Source organism: Sphingomonas sp. Leaf28 (assembly GCF_001421685.1).
Lineage (GTDB): Bacteria > Pseudomonadota > Alphaproteobacteria > Sphingomonadales > Sphingomonadaceae > Sphingomonas > Sphingomonas aurantiaca.
Genome location: NZ_LMKX01000001.1, coordinates 734,193 through 752,172, shown reverse-complemented (window position 1 = coordinate 752,172; position 17,980 = coordinate 734,193). Strand labels below are relative to the sequence as shown.

Here is a 17,980-nt window from a genome sequence, read left to right as displayed (position 1 = left end):
GGGCTTGGCATGACCAAGAACGAAGAGATCGCGCGCGCCATCGCGCTGCTGTTGCCGGCGTTCCTGCTGCTCGGCGCGCTCGGCTCGCAATATCTCGGTGGTCTGTACCCGTGCGAGATGTGTCATTGGCAGCGCTGGCCGCATTATGCCGCTGTGGTGTTCGCGGGCGCGACGTTCTTCGTTCCCGGTCGCTCGCTGCGCGCATCGCTGGTGTTCATCGCTGCGCTGCTGATCGGGCTCAGTGGGCTGATCGCCGTCGCGCATGCGGGCGTCGAATATCATTGGTGGAACGGCTTTACCGCCTGCACGACGACCGTCTCGATGGCGGGCACCACCGCTGCCGAGCGCCTTGCCGCGATCATGAACGCGCCGATGGTGCGCTGCGATTCGCCGCAGTGGACGCTGTTCGGAATCTCGCTCGCGGGCTTCAACGCCATCTTTTCCCTTGCCGGTGCGTTCACCATATTCGCCCTCATGAGGAAGACGAGATGAGCAGCTGGAAGCCAGGCGACGCCAAGCGCGCGACCGATTCGATGATCCGCGTCGACCAGGCGGGCGAATATGGTGCGATCCGGATCTATGCAGGCCAGTTGGCGGTGCTCGGCGATCGCCATCCGGCATCGCGATCGATCCACCACATGGCGCAGCAGGAGGAACGCCACCGCGCCTTCTTCGACCGGATGATCGTCGAGCGCCGCGTGCGGCCGACGGTACTCCAGCCGATCTGGAAGGTCGCTGGCTTCGCGCTCGGCGCGGTGACCGCGGCGATCAGCCCGCGCGCGGCGATGGCGTGTACCGCCGCGGTCGAGACCGAGATCGACAAGCATTATGAGGAACAGCTCGTTCAGCTTGGCGCCAGCGATCCCGAGCTATCAGCCGCCATCCTCGACTTCCAGGCCGAGGAGCTGGAGCACAAGAATACCGCGATTGCCGCGGGCGCGGAGGAGACGCCGGGTTATCCGGTGCTTAGCGCGATGATCCGGCTGGGCTGCAAGGTCGCGATCGCCACGGCGAAGCGGATATAACAAGCGTACCAAACGCGTGGGAGTGATGCGTATGAAGATGCTTTTTGCGGCGGCGCTGCTCGTCGCCGGCCCGGCGGTCGCGCAGACCGCGCGCCCTGCACCGCCGACGCTGGCGCAATTGCCCGCCAAGGCGCCGACGCTGGCGCCCGCCTTGCCCGGCGCCACGGGCAAGGCCAAGCCCGTCTCCGCCCCCGGCGAAGTGTCGCGCAGCGCGCCCATCAACGGCGTCCTCACGCTATTCGGCAACGAACGCTGCCCGACCAACCAGAATGGCGAAGAGATCGTCGTCTGCGTCCGTCGCAGCGCGCAGGAGCAGTACCGAGTCCCGAAGGAACTCCGCGAGTTCGTCGTGACCCCCGAAAACGCCAGCTGGGCGACGAAGGCGCAGGGCACGCTCGACGCCGGCTCGGGCGTCAACACGATCGGCAGCTGTTCGGCGGTTGGCCCAGGCGGCGCGACGGGCTGCTTCAACCAGCGCGTCAAGGAATCGCGCCTGGAGAACAAGACGCGCGCCGCGGAAGTACCGGTTCTTCCCTGAGCCTTTGGGCCGGGTCGGGGCCTGAACGGAGAGATCCCAGCGTTCGCTGGGATGACGGCGTTGGGGTAGGGGCGCTCCGGAATAGCGCGACAGCGACCCGCTTTTGACGTTTCCACCGTCTCCATCCCACCGGCACCCCCGGCGCTTGGCACCCCGGCACTCGGCATCTCCGGCACTTGGCACCCCGGCGCCGGTCCATCTTTCCAACCGTCACCCCAGCGAAAGCTGGGGTCTCCCACGACACGGCCGACGTCAGCCGCACACGACGGCCCGTCCCCAAACGGTCGCGCAGTGGCTCCACCCGGTCTTCCCCCGGACCAGCGAGCGCGCCACTTGCCATCCGCCCGACGCCCGCCACGCGCCTCGCCCCTGCTGTCCTACAACCGCAGGACATGACATGCTCCCCGGATGACGGCCGCACTCTCCCCAAACCCGATCCTCTACCCCGCCGCCCAGCGTGCATCACGATCCGAAAACGATGCTGCGCGTGCGTCTATACTTCCTATACTTCACTCGCGCGCGGCCATTGATTCCAGACACTTCCGGACGGGACCCTGAGCATGACCAAACCCCTGCGCATCGCCTTCCTGCTCTTCCCCAACGTGACCCAGCTCGACCTGACCGGCCCCGCGCAGGTCCTCTCACGCTTGGGCAACGCGCGGCTCGACCTCGTGTGGAAGACGCTCGACCCGGTGCCCACCGATGCCGGCTTCTCGATCCTGCCGACCGCGACCTTTGCCGACGTGCCGTGCGCGGACATACTCTGCGTGCCGGGCGGGTTCGGCACCAACGCCGTGATCGGCGACGACGAAGCGATGGCATGGGTCGCAGGCGTCGGTGCCGAGGCGACATGGGTGACGAGCGTCTGCACCGGATCGCTGATCCTGGGTGCTGCGGGTCTGCTCGATGGCTATCGCGCCGGGTGCCACTGGGCGCAGCGCGACATGCTGACGCTGTTCAACGCGATTCCCGTCGATGCGCGGACGGTGGTCGATCGCAACCGGGTGACCGGCGGCGGCGTCACCGCGGGGATCGACTTCGCGCTCACGCTGACCGGGATGATCCGCGGCGAGGCGCATGCTCGCGCGGTGCAACTCGCGCTCGAATATGATCCAGCACCGCCGTTCGACAGCGGTTCACCGACCCGTGCTGGCCCGGACCTCGTCGCGACGTATCAGCGCCGCGTGCAGTCTCTCGCGCCGACGCGCGACGACGATCTGCGCGCGTTGGCGAAGCGTCGGGGTTACGCCCGGGACACTTAAGGGTGACGCTTCAGCCCGCGGACCCGGTGCCAGATGTAGAAGCCGACAAGCGCGATCAGGACCACGCCGATCAGCAGGTCGGCGCTGTGGAACGCGGCCTTCACGCGCGGATCGCTGTCCCATTTGTCGCCGAGCTTCATGCCGACCCAGGCAAGCCCGAAGCACCACGGCCACGATCCGATGAAGGTATAGACGTGGAACGGCACCAGCTTCATCCGCGCGACGCCGGCAGGAAAGGCGATGAACGAGCGGATGACGGGAAGGAGGCGCCCGATCAGCACCGCCATCGAACCCCAGCGCGCAAAGAACCGGTCCGCCGCATCGAGCTCGCCCGGACCTATCAGCAGGTACCGGCCCCAGCGCTCGGCCATGGGGCGGCCGCCGCGCTTGCCGATCTCGTACGCGACGATCGAGCCGAGATTGCACCCGATCGCGCCCGCGGTGGCGGCAAGATACAGGTCGAACCGCCCGGTCGAGACGAGATAGCCGGCGAACGGCATGATGATCTCGGACGGCAGCGGGATGCAGGCGCTCTCGATCGCCATGAGCAGCGCGATGCCGACATAGCCACCCGACGAGATGACGCCGATCGTGAAGGTGGCCAGCACGGCCAGGATCTTTTCGAACATGGCCCGGTCGATTGCGCGAACCGGGCGGCGAAGGGAACCCCTAAACCGACCCCGTCCATCGGAACCGCGGCACGACTCGTTCGCTGGTGCGGCATGACAGACCTTACACTCAACGACGGCCGCTCGATGCCACAGCTCGGCATGGGTACGTGGCAGATCCCCGACAGCCAGGCCGCGGCGATCGTCCGCTCCGGCCTCGATATCGGCTTCCGGCTGGTCGACACGGCCGCGATCTACGAGAATGAGAGCGGCGTCGGCGACGGTTACAAGGGGTCGGACGCGTTCCTGACGACCAAGCTGTGGAACGACCGGCAGGGCGACCCCGAAGCGGCGATGGACGAGAGCCTTGCATTGCTGGGCGTCGAGTCGGTCGATCTGTACCTGATGCATTGGCCGGTGCCGAAGCAGGACAGGTTCGTCGACGCATGGAAGGCGATGATCGCCCTGCGCGATGCGGGGAAGGCGAAGTCGATCGGCGTATCGAACTTCCTGCCCGAGCATATCGACGCGATCGTCGCAGCGACCGGCGTGACTCCCGCGGTCAACCAGATCGAACTCCACCCGAACTTCCAGCAGCGCGAGCAGCGCGCGTATCACGACGCGCACGGCATCGTGACGCAGAGCTGGAGCCCGCTCGGGCAGGGCAAGACCCTGTTGCAGGATCCAGCGATCGTCCGGGTCGCCGACAAGCATGGCCGGAGCGCGGCACAGGTGATCCTGGCGTGGCATCTGGCGAACGGCTTCTCGGTGATCCCGAAGGCGTCGGATGCGGAGCATCTCGCAGATAATTTTGCCGCGCTGGACCTGACGCTGGACGAGTGGGACATGGCCGCAATCGAGGCGCTCGACGACCCGGCCGGCCGCTTGGGACCGGAGCCGAACGCGATGTGACGGGGGGGCGGTAGGTGCTTTTCACTAAGATACCGCCCCCTCGTCATCCTGACGAAAGTCAGGATCCAGAGCCAAATAAGGCTGCGCTCGTGATCTTGGATCCTGACTTTCGTCAGGATGACGTGGGAGAGGGATTACAGTTCTCCTAGCCTGCCTCCCACCACCCGCAAATCCTCAACGAACCGAGCATATTCCTCCGCCGCCTGCGCCGGATCGGGCAAGCGCAGCAGATAGCTTGGATGCACGGTAATCCAGGCCTCGCCACCATCCGGCAGTTGCAACGCCCGCCCGCGCTCTCGCCCGATCGTCATCACCTTGCCGAACAACGACCGCGCCGCGGTCGCGCCCAGCGCCACCGTCACCTTCGGCTTGATCAGCATCTGCTCCTGCTCGATCCACCAGCGGCACGCGTCGATTTCGCCGGCCCCCGGCTTGGCATGGATCCGCCGCTTGCCGCGCTGTTCGAATTTGAAGTGTTTCACCGCGTTGGTGACATAGGCGCGCGACCGGTCGACGCCGGCCTCCGCCATCGCCTTGTCGAACATCTGGCCGGCGGGGCCGACGAACGGGCGGCCGGCAATATCCTCCTGGTCGCCCGGCTGTTCGCCAACGAACATCAGCGGGGCGTCGACGGGCCCTTCGCCGAACACGGTCTGCGTCGCGGGCTTGTAGAGTGGACAACGCGTGCAGCCGGATGCCTCGTCGCGCAGCGCCTCCCACGCGATCAGGCTGTTACCGCCGACCGTGTCGCGTGCTCTTGCAATCATCCCGCTCTCCCGTGCCTGCGCCGCTGCCAGCAACCCCGGCACCAGCGCGGTTTCGGGCATGTTCTTCCAGTATTTCTTGGGCATCTCCTTCAGCATCGCGCCGATCTTGACGCGGGCCGGATTGAAGGTGCTGGCGTAATAGGTCTTCCACACCTCCTCGGTCGGATCGCCGTCGGGGGCGTCGGCCTTGCTCGCGCCGGGGCCTTCCGACAGCGCCTTGCCGTCCCAGTGAATCGAGACCTCGGGCGTCAGGATCGACCAGCGCATGCTGGCGAAGCGGTTGACGAAGAACGCGGCGTTGGCGCGAACGATGTGGTGATCGGGCTCGAACCACGCAACGAAGCGCGGTGCGCCCTCATCCTCGACCTCGCGGAAGCGGAGGAAGGCGCGCATCTTGTGAATGTCGCGGCGGACGTCCTTGGCGATTCGGTCAAGTCGGCGGACGAGCGGATCGGCGCGGTCCTCGACCAGTTTGGGGTCGCGGCGCAGGCGGGCGAGCAGCGTGTAGAGTAGCGCGAACCGCTCAGGGTCGCTGCCGAGGATCGCGCTGCGGGCGAGATCGAGGAAGGCGCGGGGGACGGAGAAGGCGCCGGGGGCTGGGGCGGGCGCGGGCTCGGCGACGGTCGCGAACAGGTCGACGGGTTCGTCGCCGACTTGCCAGACGACATCGTCGGGGGGGACATCGTCGGCGATCAGACCACGCGCGGCATCGCGCCAGCCATCGAAGTCGTCCTGCTCCGAAAGGGTTACGACGCGCATAAACCTCCCCGTGCCGGGGAGGAACAGGCGGTCACGCGAACATTTCCATCTGCTTGGGTTTTGGCTTGGGGGCGATCAGCGGGCGGAGGTCTGCGGTGTCGGACAGCACCACCGGGCGCCAGTCCTCGGCGATGATGAAGGGGCGGAGCTTTGCGATCGATACCGTCAAGCGGGCGACGTCGGCGAGATGCAGGCGACGCCAGCGGCGGCTCGTCAGGATACCGTTGACCGCCTTAACGCCGAGCCCGGGGACGCGGAGCAGCAGCTCGCGGGGGGCGCGGTTGACGTCGACCGGGAAGGAGCCGCGGAACTTGAGCGCCCAGGCGAGCTTCGGGTCGATATCGAGCGGGAGCATCCCGGTCGCGTCGTCGGCCGCCGCGACTACCTCGTGCGGCTGGAATTCGTAGAAGCGCATCAGCCAGTCGGACTGGTAGAGCCGGTGCTCGCGCATCAGCGGCGGGCGTTGCAGCGGCAGGACCGCGCTCGCATCGGGGATCGGGCTGAACGCAGAATAATAGACGCGGCGCAGGCCGAACCGGTCGTACAAGGTCGACGCCTTGCGCACGATGTCGCCATCGGTCGCGGCGTCCGCGCCGACGATCATCTGCGTCGACTGGCCGGCGGGGGCATAGCGCGGCGCGGACTTGTACTTGGCCTTTGCATCCTTGCCGTCGATGATCGACGTCTTGACCTCGGCCATCGCGGTTTCGATGCGGACGCCGTCCTTTTCGGGGGCGAGGCGCTTGAGCCCGTTCGCGGTCGGCAGCTCGACGTTGATCGACAGGCGATCGGCGTAGAGCCCGGCCTGGTGGACGAGCTCGGGGTCGGCGTCGGGGATCGTCTTGAGGTGAATATAGCCGCGGAAATGATGGTCCTCGCGCAAGGACCGCGCGACCTCGACCATCTGCTCCATCGTGTAGTTGGACGAGGCGATGATGCCCGACGAGAGAAACAGCCCCTCGATATAATTGCGCTTGTAGAAGGCGATCGTCAGGTCGACGACTTCCTTGGCGGTAAAGCGCGCGCGGCGGACGTTCGAGCTCTTGCGGTTGATGCAGTAATGGCAGTCAAAGATGCAGCTGTTGGTCAGCAGGATCTTGAGCAGCGAGATACAGCGGCCGTCGGGGGCGTAGGCGTGGCAGATGCCCATCCCCTCGGTCGAGCCGAGCCCCTTGCCGTCCTTCGAATTGCGCTTGGCGGTGCCAGACGAGGCGCAGGACGCATCGTATTTCGCCGCATCGGCGAGGATCTCGAGCTTTTCACGGGTGTCGAGTTGGGCCATTCGTTCGTCTTACGTTCCGCGGTGGAAGGTGTCGAGTGATGGAGATCAACTTGTCGGCATGCCGCTATGTCGCTGAGTCGGCGTGGTTCTCGGTCGGGGCGCCAAAGTGAAGTATAGGAAGTATAGACGCTGGGAGCGTTTCTGCACGAGCGATGCCGCCCCGGTATTTCGGGGGCGAGCGGTCGCATGATGTCAGGACGACGGCGTGTAGGACAGTGCCCGTTCAGTCGAACAGATAGCGGATCAGATCGACCATGCCGCCGAGGCTGACGGGGAGGATCAGCAGCAAAACGAGATAGACGAAGATCAGCCGCGTAAGCGCCTTTTCGTGGCGATAGACGGGCCTTTTCGGAGGAAGCTCCTCCTTGCGCGGCCAGATGCTGGAGTCGTCCAGGAACATGATCTCATTATAGCGCGGTGACGGCGAAATATCGCGCAAAATCGCCGGCCGGTATCGTGCATCATCCGGTCGCGATCAGCCCGGTCGCGACCTGGAGGTCGACCGAGACGAGGCGGCTTATGCCGCGTTCGATCATCGTCACGCCGAACAGGCGGTGCATCCGGCTCATCGTGACGGCGTTGTGCGTGACGACGAGGTAGCGCGTGTCTGTGTCGCGCGCCATCCGGTCGAGCAGGTCGCAGAAGCGTTCGATATTGGCGTCGTCGAGCGGCGCGTCGACCTCGTCGAGGACGCAGATCGGTGCGGGGTTGGTGAGGAAGAGACCGAAGATCAGCGCGACCGCGGTGAGCGCTTGTTCGCCGCCCGATAGCAAAGTGAGCGATTGCAGCCGCTTGCCGGGCGGTTGCACCATGATCTCGAGCCCCGCCTCGAGCGGATCGTCCGAATCGACGAGTTCGAGATGCGCGCTGCCGCCGCCGAACAGCGTCGCGAACAGCCGTTGAAGATGGCCGTTGACCGCCTCGAACGCCGCGAGCAGGCGCTGGCGGCCTTCGCGGTTGAGCGTGCCGATCGAGCCGCGCAGACGGCTAACCGCCTGGCCGAGTTCGTCGCGCTCGACCGCGTTGCCGCGCGACGCGTCTTCGAGGGCTGCGAGTTCGGTTTCGGCGACGAGGTTGACTGGGCCAATGCGTTCGCGGTCGGTCGCGAGACGATCGTGCGTCGCGGATTCTTCGGTCGGCGCGCGGACGTCGGCGACCGCGAAGCCGAGGCGTTCGGGGAGGACGGGGGCGGGGCACTGGAAACGTTCGCCCGAGAGCTTGCCGAGATCGAGCCGGCGCGCCTCGTGGTTTTCGACGCGGGCGATGGCGCCGGCGCGCGCCTCGCGGGCGACGGCGAGCGCTTCGGTGGCAGCACGGTGCGCATCATCGGCGGCGCGCGCGGTGGCTTCGGCGGCGCGTTCGGTGGCGAGCAGCGCGTCGGCGGCGGCGCGGGCGTCGCGATGCGCGTCGTCCAGCGTGGCGATGTCGCGGTCGAGGTGCGCGGGGCGATCGGCGATCGCGGCGAGATCGACGCTCAGCGCGCTCTCGCGTGTGTCCATGTCGGCGATGCGCCTGGCGGCCTCGCCGGCGCGCGCGTGCCAGCTTCGCGTGTCGGCCTGCGCTGCGGACAGGCGTTCGCGGTGGGTGGCAATGCCGCGGTCGAGCGTGGTACGATCGGCGCGGACCTGCGCGACCGCGGTACGGCCGCGTTCGGCGTCGTATTGGAGCGTGGCGACGAGGCGCGCGTTGGCGCTGCCGTCGGGGACCGCGGCCATCGCCGCCTCGGCACGGGCGCGCTCGGCGTGTGCGTCGGCGACGTCGTCGGCGATGCGGTGCGCGCGGACGTCGAGATCGGCGCGCTGGGCGGCGAGGCGTTCGAGTGCGGCGGCGGCGCGGTCTTCGTTGCGAGCCGCATCGCGCGCGGCGGTTTCGGCGCGGTGCAGCGCGGCGCGTGCGGTCTGGGACTGGCGGCGCGTTTCGGCGATCTGGTGGTCGATTGCGGCGCGTGCCTGTTCTGCGCGGTCGAGCGCTGCGGCCGCGGTGGGGCGTTCGGCCTCAAGTGCGCCGAGGCGGTTGCGGCGGACGAGGCGTTCCGCCGCTGCCGCGCCGGTGCCGGTGGCGGTGAACCCGTCCCAGCGGCGCAAGGTCCCGTCGCGGGTGACGATCCGCTGCCCGACCGCGAGGGCTTGTCCCTCGTCGGTGTCGATGGCGAAGACCTGCGCCAGCCTGCGGGCGAGCGCGGGGGGCGCATCGATATATGCTGCGAGCGGGGTGGTGTTGTCGGGAGCTGCGGGATCGTCGGCGTGGGGCGCGGCGCCGGCCCAGGCGTCGAGACCGGTATCGAGATCGTCGCCGAGAGCTGCTGCCAGCGCGCGTTCGTAGCCGGCGCTTGCCGAGACATGGTCGAGCAGGCGATCACGTCCGCTGTGCCGCGTGGCCTTGGTGAGCGCGGCCATTTCGCTGTCGATCGCGGCGAGGTCGGCGCGGGCGGTCGCGTAGGCGGTTTCGGCGGTGTCGCGGCTCGTGACGGCGGCGGCTTCGTCGGTGTCCGCACGGGTGATGGCATGGCGTGCGGCGTCCGCGGCGGCGGTGGCGTCGCGGCGGGCTTCCGCGGCGGCCTCGCGGTCTGCGGCCAGCGGGGCAGGGTCGCCGAGCGTGCGGAGCGCGGCGGCGATCTGCGCGGCGTCGCGATCGGTGCGGTCGGCGCGGGACCGGGCGGCGGCGAGTGCGGCGGTGGCGACGCGGACTTCGGCGGCGTCGCGGGCTTGCGTGGCGAGCGCCTGGGCCAGCGAGACTTCGGCGTCGCGGGCGGCGCGTTCGGCTTCGGCCAGCGCGACGTCGAGATCGGGGCGCGCGGCGGTGGCGTCGGCGATCGCGGTGTCGAGAGTCCTGGCTTCGTCGGCGAGCGCCGCGAGTGCGGCCGCGGCGTCGCTGGCGAGCGAGCCTTCGCGTGCGCGATCGTCGGCGATGCGGGCGCGGGCAGCGGCGAGGTCGGCGACCCTGCGCGCGACGCTGGTCTTCTCGGTCTTGAGGGTGGCCAGTTGGTGGGCGAGGTCGCCGGCCTGGTCGCGCGCGGCGAGCGCGGCGGCGCGCGCGGTGGCGACGGCTTCGATGGCGCGGTGCTGGTCGGTCGCAGCGCTGCGTTCGGCGTCGGTGGCGGCGCGGACGTGTGTATCGGCGGTGGTGGCTTCGGCCTTGGCGGCATCGGACGCGGTGGCGGCGTCGCGCCAGTGGGCGAAGAGCGTGCGCGCCTCAGCGACGCGGATCTGTGCGGAGAGGAGGCGGTAGCGTTGGGCGGCGCGCGCCTGGCGCTTCAGCGTGGCGGCGCGTGCGTCCTGGTCGGAGATGATCTCGTCGAGCTTGGCGAGATTGGCTTCGGTGGCGCGCAGCTTGCCCTCGGCGTCCTTGCGGCGGACGTGGAGACCGGCGATTCCGGCGGCGTCCTCGAGCATCGCGCGGCGGTCGGCGGGCTTGGCGGCGATGACCGCGCCGATCCGGCCCTGGCTGACGAGGGCGGGGCTGTGCGCGCCGGTCGCGGCGTCGGCGAAGAGCAGCCCGACGTCCTTCGCGCGGACGTCGCGGCCGTCGATCCGGTAGGCGGAGCCGGCGCCGCGCTCGATCCGGCGGACGATCTCGCGTTCGTCTCCGGCGATTTCGGCGAGGATCGAGACTTCGGCGAAGTCGCGCGGCGGGCGGGTCGCGGTGCCGGCGAAGATGACGTCGTCCATGCCGGCGCCGCGCAGCGACTTCGCGCTGACCTCGCCCATCGTCCAGCGGAGCGCTTCGAGGAGGTTGGATTTGCCGCAGCCGTTGGGGCCGACGACGCCGGTGAGGCCGGGCTCGATGCGGAGATCGGCGGGGTCGACGAAGCTCTTGAAGCCGGTGATGCGGAGGCGTTTGATCTGCATTTTTGCGGCCCCCCGATGGCTGAGTGTTGATACTAGCCCTGACCTAACCGCAAAATTTGTGTCCCCGCGAAGGCGGGGACCCAGACTGGGCTCCCGCCTTCGCGGGAGAACAAGGGAAGGGGCGCACCACGCTGGCTCGGTCCCTACCCAATCCGTTCGTGCTGAGTAGAGACCGAGTAGCTCCGTCAGGAGCGTATCGAGGGCTCGTATCGAAGCAGGGTTTCGCGCACCAACCTGTCCTTCGATACGCCGTCTCGATACGCTGCGTTGCAGCTACTCGACGGCTACTCAGGACGAACGGGGAGGGGGTGTTCGTCCGAGCAGTTTGACGGTGTCTTACGCCCCGGCCGCCTTCAGCGCCTTCTCCATCTGATCCCAGCTCACGACCTGGTCGAGCTTCTTGTCGTTGATCAGGAAGGTAGGCGTGCCCGTCACGGTGCCGGCCTGCATCGCGTTTTCGGTGGGCTTGGCCATCACTTCGAGCTGCTTCTGATCGGCGAGGCAGGCGCGCGCCTTGGCCTCCGGAATACCGCGCTGCTTGACGAAATCGATCGCGCCCATCTGTTCGGCGAGCTTGGTGGCGACGACCGTCGGCGGCTGGTTGGCGAGTTCCTGCTGCTGCGCGGGCGTCATCGCCTGGAGCTTGTCGAGGAACGCGATCTGGTTGCCGTACATCTGCTCGAGGATCGGGAAGAACGGCGCGACGCCGCCGCACTGGCCGAGCAACGTCAGTGCGACGTCGGGCGCGCCGTGGACGAGGAAGTCGCGGAATTCGAAGCTCACCTTGCCGGTCGAGACATATTTCTCGGTCAGCGGCTTGTACGCCTCGCGGCCGAACGCGCCGCAGGTCGGGCATGAGCGCGCGCCATATTCGACGAGCTTGATGGCCGCATTCGGGTTGCCCATCAGATAGCCCTCGGGGGTCTTCACGACCGTCTCGGTCCAGTTCTGGCCGGCGGGCGCGGCAGCGGCGGCGACGGGCGCGGCGGTGGGCGTGTCGACGTTGCCGGTGGAATCATTCTTCGAGCAGGCGGCGAGCGCGAGCGGCAGGACGGCGAGCGTGGTGAGGAACTTCATGGGGGTACTCCAGTGGATCACGAGAATTAGCGGGCGCCGGCCTTGCGGAGCGCGGGTTCGAGCTGGTCCCAGCCGACATGGGGGACGATCTTGCCGTTGAGGTAGAAGGTCGGCGTGGAGTCGATCTCCTTGGGCGCGTCGGCGGTCAGTTTGACGATCCGGTCGATCTCGGGCTGGTTGGCGAAGCAGGCGTCGATCGCCGCGTCGGACAGCCCGCGCGCCTTGACCATCGCGGTCAGGCCTGAGCCGTCGGCGTTGGCGCGGACCTGCGCGGCGGCGGGGTACATGGCGAGCCGTGCAGCGTTGCCCTGCTGATACTCGATCCCGCGCTCGAGCCATTGCGGCTGCGCGGCGAAGATCGCGGACGACGTGGCGGAGAAGCCCTTGGGTCCGGTGCAGCGCGCGAGGATCGCCGCCGCCAGATCGAGCCGGTCGCGGATGAAGCTGCGGACCTCGAGGCTGGTCGAGCCCGACGCGATCATCTGGCGCTTGAGCACGGGTTCGGACTTCACCGAGAAATCGGCGCAGTGCGAGCAGGTGTAGCTGGCATATTCGACCAGCTTCACGCGCGCGGCGGGGTTGCCGATCAGGTAGGCGCCCGAGGGGAGGATGCGCGCGGTCTGCGACCAGTCGCGTTTCGGCGCGGCGCCGGTCAGGAGGAAGAGGGCGAAGACGGCAAGGAGGACGCGCATCAGTTGATCCTGGGAAGGCCGTGCGTCGAGGCGACTCCGGCGGCGAGGGATTCGAGGACGGCGCGCAGTTCCGGATCGGCGATGCCCCGAAGACTTGTGGTCAGGCTCGCACCGAGATCGACGGGGACCGGGCGGATCGAGGGCGGGGCGCGGCGGGGCGCGGGGGCGGCGACGTCGCCCTGGCGGATCGCGACCTTCACGATGGCTGCGTAGCCGAAGAAGCGGTTCACGCGCTCGATGATCTCGGGCGCGATGTGCTGCATCATCGGCGCGTGCGCGCCGCGGACCGTGAGCGTGAGGACGCCGTCCTGTTTCTTGCCGAGCGGGAAGCGGATCGATTCGGGCGTGCTGGCGCCCGCGAGCTTCGCGCCGACGATATCGGGCCAGCGGCTGACGATCGACGACTGGACGAAGCCGAATCGCCGGAACGCCGCGCCGCCGATCGCGGGCAGCAGCTCGGCGACCGCGCGCGAGCGGTTCTCGCGCGGGGCGTCGGGATCGGTCTTGCCCCTCACGCGCCCTTTGGCGGACTTGGTCGTCGCCGGCTTGGGCGTCGCAACTTTAGGCAGGGAAACGGGCGGCTTGCTCATCCGCAAACCCATGCCATAGGCGACGCGTGAACGCCAAGCGCTCTTCGGTCTCGACGGCCCTTCTCGACTGGTATGACGCGCATCGCCGCGACCTGCCGTGGCGCGCCAAGCCCGGCGAGGCGGTCGATCCGTACCGGGTTTGGCTGTCCGAGGTGATGTTGCAGCAGACGACGGTCGCCGCGGTGACGCCGCGGTTCCTGGCGTGGACCGCGCGCTGGCCCGATTTCGCGAGTCTCGCGGCTGCGGACGATGCCGATGTGATGGCCGCGTGGGCGGGGCTCGGCTATTATGCGCGCGCCCGCAATCTGGTGAAGGCGGCGAAGGCCGTGGTCGCCGAGCATGGCGGCGTGTTCCCGCGGACCGAGGCTGAGCTTCGCGAACTGCCGGGGCTGGGCGCGTATACTGCAGCGGCGGTGGCGGCGATCGCGTTCGGGGAGCGCGCGGTGGTGGTCGATGCGAATGTCGAGCGCGTCGTCGCGCGGCTGTTCGCGATCGAGACGCCATTGCCGGGTGCGCGGCCGGCGATTCGGGTGGCGGCGGACTCGATCACGCCCGACGCGCGGGCGGGCGATTTCGCGCAGGCGATGATGGATCTGGGCTCGGGGACCTGCACGACGCGCAGTCCGAAATGCCTGCTGTGTCCGATCCGCGAGCATTGCGAGGGGTTCAGGCAGGGTGCACCCGAGCGGTTGCCGGTCAAGGCGAAGAAGGCGGCCAAGCCGCAGCGCTTCGGCACGATCTTCTGGCTGGAACGCGACGGGCAGGTGTTGCTGGTCCGGCGGCCGGATACGGGGCTGCTCGGCGGGATGCGCGCGTTTCCGACCGGGCCCTGGGGCGACGGCCCACCGGGGTTCGAGGACGCGCCGGCGCAGGCGGAGTGGCGGATGCTGGACTCGACCGTCGCGCACGGCTTTACCCATTTCGATCTGCAACTGACGCTTGCGGTGGCGACGGTCGAGGCGCATCAATCCCGCGTTCCTACGGCAAGCGAATGGTGGCCGATCGACGACCTGGATACCGCCGGGCTCCCGACCGTTTTCGCAAAAGCCGGCCAAGCCATACGAAACTGGGCCATACGGAGAGCTGCATGAAACTGGTGCACTGGATTTCGACCGGCGGCCTCGCCGCGCTGGCTGCCGCGACCGCCTATGCGCAACAGGCGCAGCCCCGGCCTGCACCCACGCCGCAGGCCCGGCCGACGCCTCGGATGACGATCCCGGTCAAGGCGCTGCTGCCCGCCACGTCCGCATTGTTCGACGGCTATGTCGCGCAGGACAAGATGCCGGGGATCGTCGGCGCGTTCGGCGTCGGCGACGGCCCGACCTTGTTCCCGGCGGCGGGCAGGATCCGCGACGATGCGGGCGCTCCCGCGGCGGGGCCGGACAGCCTGTGGCGCGTCTATTCGATGAGCAAGCCGATCACCGGCATGTCGGCGATGATGCTGATCGAGGACGGCAAGCTCAACCTCGACGATCCGGTCAGCAAATATATCCCGGCGTTCAAGGACATGAAGGTGGCGATCAGCCCCGACACGTCGCTCGACGCGCGCCCGGCGACGCGGCCGATCACGATCCGCAATTTGCTGACGCACACCGCCGGGCTCGGTTATTCGATCATTACCAAGGGGGCGTTGCTCAAGGAATATGAGCGGCGCGGCATCCTGCCGGCATCGGTCAATGCGGCGATGGAAGAGAAGATGCGGCTGGTCCGGCCGACGTCGCTCGAGGAGTTCGCCAACCGTGTCGCGACGCTGCCGCTGATCGCCGATCCGGGCACCAAGTGGAGCTATTCGATCGGGCTCGACGTGATGGGGCGCGTGATCGAGGTCGCGAGCGGCATGAGCTTCGAGCGGTTCGTGCAGACGCGGCTGTTCGATCCGCTCAAGATGAAGTCGAGCTTCTGGCAGGTGCCGCAGAGCGAGGTTGGCAGGCTTGCGACGAACTATGCGTTTGTCGGCGACACGCGGACGCCGCTCGATCCTGCGTCGACGTCGGTGTTCCTGCAGAAGCCGAGCTTTCCCTATGGCGGCGCGGGCCTCGTGATGTCGGCGCGCGATTACGACCGGTTCCTGCACATGATCCAGAACGGCGGCACGCTGGACGGCGTGCGCGTGATGAAGCCCGAGACGATCGCGCTGGCGACGTCGAACCTGTTGCCCGCGGGCGTCTCTTATGGCGGCGTGAGCGGGGGTACCGGGGGGACGAAGGGCAGCAACATGGGCTTTGGCGCGGGCGGATCGGTGGTGCTCGCGACGACGCCGAACGGCCCGGGCAAGGGCACCTATGCCTGGGGCGGTGCGGCGGGGACGATCGCGTGGGTCGATCCGCTCAAGCGGTCGCGCGGCAATGTGATGGTCAATTACTTCCCGGCGGACCGGATTCCGCTGCGCGAGCAGGTGGTCGCGGCACTGATGCAGGATGCAGCGAGGTTGCGCCGATGAGCGTGATGGAGGCACCCGGTTTCACGGGCGGGACGCTCGACCGGGTCGATGCGATGCGGCACGATGCCGAGGCGCTGGCGGCCGTACGGAGCGACTGGCGCGCGCGGCTGCTGGTGCTCGACGGGCTGCTGCCGGGGGTGACCGACGACGGAAGGCTGGCGTGGACGTCGATGGCGGACCTGCCCGACGATGCGTATCCGATCCTGCTCGGGCTCGACGACGAGGGCCGGCCGCATTTCACCGCGTTGCTGGCGGGGATGCGGGTCGATACCGCGCCGGCGATGCGCTCGCCCGCGCTGATGGCGGTGCTGGGCGCGCTGGCGCCGGGCGAGGCGGCGACCTATGCGGCGGCGCGCAGCCTGATCGACTGGCATGTCCGGCATGGCTTTTGCGCCAAATGCGGGTCGCCGACCGACGTGTTTCGGGCTGGCTGGGCGCGCAAATGCCCGGCGTGCGCGACCGAGCATTTCCCGCGTGTCGATCCGGTGGTGATCATGATCGCCGAGCATGACGGGCGCGCGCTGCTCGGGCGCGGCAAGGGGTGGCCGGCGGGGCGCTATTCCGCGCTTGCCGGGTTCCTCGAGCCGGGCGAGTCGATCGAGGAAGCGGTCGCTCGCGAGATCGTCGAGGAGGCGGGCGTGCGCGTCGGCAAGGTGCGGTACGTTGCCAGCCAACCCTGGCCGTTTCCTTCGTCGCTGATGATGGCGTGCGTCGCGGAGGCCGAGGACGACGCGATCACGCTCGACACCAACGAGTTGGAGGACGCAATGTGGGTGCCGCGCGAGATGGTGCGCGCAGTGCTGCGGGGGGAGGACGGGCCGTTCCTGCCGCCGCCGCCCTATGCGATTGCGTATACGCTGTTGAAGGCATGGGCGGGGGAGTAGGTTTAGCCTCACCCCGCACCACCCCGGCGGAGGCCGGGGCCCAATTGGGGGACGGTCGTAACTGAAGACCGCGCTCCGTTACCCCAACCTTTCCAATTGGGCCCCGGCCTTCGCCGGGGTGGTGGTAGTTGGTAGTGCGCGGGTAAATTACGCCGCGATCTTCAGATCCTGCATCACGTCGGCGGTGATCGACAGGCTCCGCTTGCGCGCCTCGTGGTCGTAGATCGCGCTGGTCACCATCACCTCGTCGACGCCGGTGCGCTCGACGAACGCCGCGATGCCGCGCGCGACGGTGGCCGGGCTGCCGACCGCCGAGCATTGCAGCACATGCCCGAGGATCTGGTTGCCCTGCGCGCCGAGCGACTCGCGGTAGCCCGCGACGGGCGGCGGCAGCTGGCGGGGGTTGCCGGTGCGCAGCGCGACGAACGACTGTTGCTGCGAACTGGCGAGCAGTTCGGCTTCGGCATCGGTGTCGGCGGCGAACACGTTGAACCCGGCCATCGCATGCGGCTTGGCGAGCCGCGCGGACGGGCGGAAATCGCGGCGGTAGATCGCCAGCGCGGCGTCGAGCGCATCGGGCGCGAAATGCGAGGCGAAGGCGTAGGGCAGGCCAAGTGCGGCAGCCAATTGCGCGCCGAACGTGCTCGAGCCGAGGATCCACATGTCGACGTCCGCGCCGGCGCCAGGCGTGGCGACGATGCCGGATTGGCCGTCATTCGCGAAATAGCTTTGCAGCTCCATCACGTCCTGCGGGAAGGCGTTGGCATCGGTTTCCAGCGTGCGGCGCATCGCGCGCGCGACGCGCTGGTCGGAGCCGGGCGCGCGGCCGAGGCCGAGGTCGATCCGGCCGGGGAACAGCGCGTCGAGCGTGCCGAACTGCTCGGCGATCGTCAGCGGCGCGTGGTTGGGGAGCATGATACCGCCCGAGCCGACGCGGATCGTGCTGGTGGCCGCGGCGATGTGCGCGATCACGACCGCGGTCGCGGCGGAGGCGATCCCGGTCATGCCATGATGTTCGGCGACCCAGTAGCGCTGGAAGCCGACGCGTTCGGCGTGGCGCGCGAGATCGGCGGCGTTGGCGAGCGCCTGGGAGACGGTGCCGCCTTCGACGACGGGGACGAGATCGAGCAGGGAATAGCGTGTCATGCGTCAGAGATAGGTACCGAGCGGTAGCTTATCCAGTGGGGGCGTGCTGACGCGGCCCGTCATCCTGACGAAAGTCAAAACCCAGAGCCAGGAACGGCATCGCCCGTAACCCTGGGTCCTGACTTTCGTCAGGATGACGAATTGGGGCGG

Annotated in this window: 17 protein-coding genes; 8 read left to right on the top strand and 9 right to left on the bottom strand. The window is 68.5% G+C overall.

What is annotated here, in order from left to right:
• Positions 1 to 9 precede the first annotated feature (9 nt).
• The 4 genes from ASE79_RS03540 (at position 10) to ASE79_RS03525 (ending at position 2,825) form a co-directional block, all read left to right on the top strand.
• On the top strand, positions 10 to 492 hold the full coding sequence (locus ASE79_RS03540; RefSeq protein ID WP_056413325.1) for a disulfide bond formation protein B: 483 nt from the start codon (positions 10 to 12) through the stop codon (positions 490 to 492).
• On the top strand, positions 489 to 1,025 hold the full coding sequence (locus tag ASE79_RS03535) for a demethoxyubiquinone hydroxylase family protein (RefSeq protein WP_056411780.1): 537 nt from the start codon (positions 489 to 491) through the stop codon (positions 1,023 to 1,025). The genes ASE79_RS03540 and ASE79_RS03535 overlap by 4 nt, the downstream gene beginning before the upstream one ends.
• Before the next feature lie 31 nt (positions 1,026 to 1,056).
• Entirely contained in the window at positions 1,057 to 1,563 is a 507-nt protein-coding gene (locus ASE79_RS03530; RefSeq protein ID WP_056411779.1) for a hypothetical protein, read from the top strand.
• A 560-nt stretch (positions 1,564 to 2,123) separates the two neighbouring features.
• Positions 2,124 to 2,825, top strand: coding sequence for a DJ-1/PfpI family protein (locus ASE79_RS03525; RefSeq protein WP_056411778.1), 702 nt, complete (start codon positions 2,124 to 2,126; stop codon positions 2,823 to 2,825).
• Here the strand turns inward: ASE79_RS03525 and ASE79_RS03520 are convergent.
• Complete coding sequence (locus ASE79_RS03520) at positions 2,822 to 3,454, bottom strand: DedA family protein (protein WP_056061199.1); 633 nt, start codon at positions 3,452 to 3,454, stop codon at positions 2,822 to 2,824. The two genes, ASE79_RS03525 and ASE79_RS03520, sit on opposite strands and share 4 nt — an antisense overlap.
• Positions 3,455 to 3,547: 93 nt before the next feature.
• Here ASE79_RS03520 and ASE79_RS03515 point away from each other — a divergent pair, with 93 nt between their 5' ends.
• A complete protein-coding gene (locus tag ASE79_RS03515) occupies positions 3,548 to 4,345 on the top strand; it encodes an aldo/keto reductase (RefSeq protein WP_056411777.1) in 798 nt (265 codons plus the stop codon).
• 134 nt (positions 4,346 to 4,479) lie between these two features.
• Here ASE79_RS03515 and ASE79_RS03510 read toward each other — a convergent pair whose 3' ends face one another.
• The 7 genes from ASE79_RS03510 to ASE79_RS03480 form a co-directional block, all read right to left on the bottom strand.
• Positions 4,480 to 5,871 (bottom strand): UdgX family uracil-DNA binding protein, encoded by a 1,392-nt coding sequence (locus ASE79_RS03510; RefSeq protein ID WP_056411774.1) that lies wholly within the window; start codon positions 5,869 to 5,871, stop codon positions 4,480 to 4,482.
• Positions 5,872 to 5,902: 31 nt separating this feature from the next.
• Positions 5,903 to 7,153: a putative DNA modification/repair radical SAM protein gene (locus ASE79_RS03505; RefSeq protein ID WP_056411772.1), complete on the bottom strand. Its 1,251-nt coding sequence runs from the start codon at positions 7,151 to 7,153 to the stop codon at positions 5,903 to 5,905.
• Positions 7,154 to 7,376: 223 nt separating this feature from the next.
• Entirely contained in the window at positions 7,377 to 7,592 is a 216-nt protein-coding gene (locus ASE79_RS21215) for a hypothetical protein (protein WP_056411771.1), read from the bottom strand.
• Positions 7,593 to 7,614: 22 nt separating this feature from the next.
• Positions 7,615 to 11,001: a chromosome segregation SMC family protein gene (locus tag ASE79_RS03495; protein WP_056411770.1), complete on the bottom strand. Its 3,387-nt coding sequence runs from the start codon at positions 10,999 to 11,001 to the stop codon at positions 7,615 to 7,617.
• A gap of 336 nt (positions 11,002 to 11,337) precedes the next feature.
• The gene (locus tag ASE79_RS03490; protein ID WP_056411769.1) at positions 11,338 to 12,078 is read right to left on the bottom strand and encodes a thioredoxin domain-containing protein; all 741 of its coding nucleotides are present in this window, start codon (positions 12,076 to 12,078) and stop codon (positions 11,338 to 11,340) included.
• Positions 12,079 to 12,104: 26 nt separating this feature from the next.
• A complete protein-coding gene (locus tag ASE79_RS03485) occupies positions 12,105 to 12,770 on the bottom strand; it encodes a thioredoxin domain-containing protein (protein WP_056411768.1) in 666 nt (221 codons plus the stop codon).
• Positions 12,770 to 13,360, bottom strand: a complete 591-nt coding sequence (locus ASE79_RS03480; protein ID WP_082445032.1) for a DUF721 domain-containing protein — start codon at positions 13,358 to 13,360, stop codon at positions 12,770 to 12,772. Before ASE79_RS03480 ends, ASE79_RS03485 begins: the two co-directional genes overlap by 1 nt.
• Positions 13,361 to 13,386: 26 nt before the next feature.
• On the opposite strand from ASE79_RS03480, the gene ASE79_RS03475 reads away from it, so the two are divergent.
• Genes ASE79_RS03475 through nudC form a run of 3 tightly spaced genes read left to right on the top strand, consistent with a single transcriptional unit; the run spans position 13,387 to position 16,684 of the window.
• The gene (locus tag ASE79_RS03475) at positions 13,387 to 14,451 is read left to right on the top strand and encodes an A/G-specific adenine glycosylase (protein ID WP_056411763.1); all 1,065 of its coding nucleotides are present in this window, start codon (positions 13,387 to 13,389) and stop codon (positions 14,449 to 14,451) included.
• Positions 14,448 to 15,800: a serine hydrolase domain-containing protein gene (locus tag ASE79_RS03470; RefSeq protein ID WP_056411762.1), complete on the top strand. Its 1,353-nt coding sequence runs from the start codon at positions 14,448 to 14,450 to the stop codon at positions 15,798 to 15,800. The genes ASE79_RS03475 and ASE79_RS03470 overlap by 4 nt, the downstream gene beginning before the upstream one ends.
• A 5-nt stretch (positions 15,801 to 15,805) precedes the next feature.
• Positions 15,806 to 16,684, top strand: coding sequence for an NAD(+) diphosphatase (nudC, locus tag ASE79_RS03465; protein ID WP_056413318.1), 879 nt, complete (start codon positions 15,806 to 15,808; stop codon positions 16,682 to 16,684).
• Positions 16,685 to 16,831: 147 nt separating this feature from the next.
• On the opposite strand, the gene ASE79_RS03460 is transcribed toward nudC, so the two are convergent.
• Entirely contained in the window at positions 16,832 to 17,830 is a 999-nt protein-coding gene (locus ASE79_RS03460) for an LLM class flavin-dependent oxidoreductase (RefSeq protein ID WP_056411760.1), read from the bottom strand.
• Positions 17,831 to 17,980 lie beyond the last annotated feature (150 nt).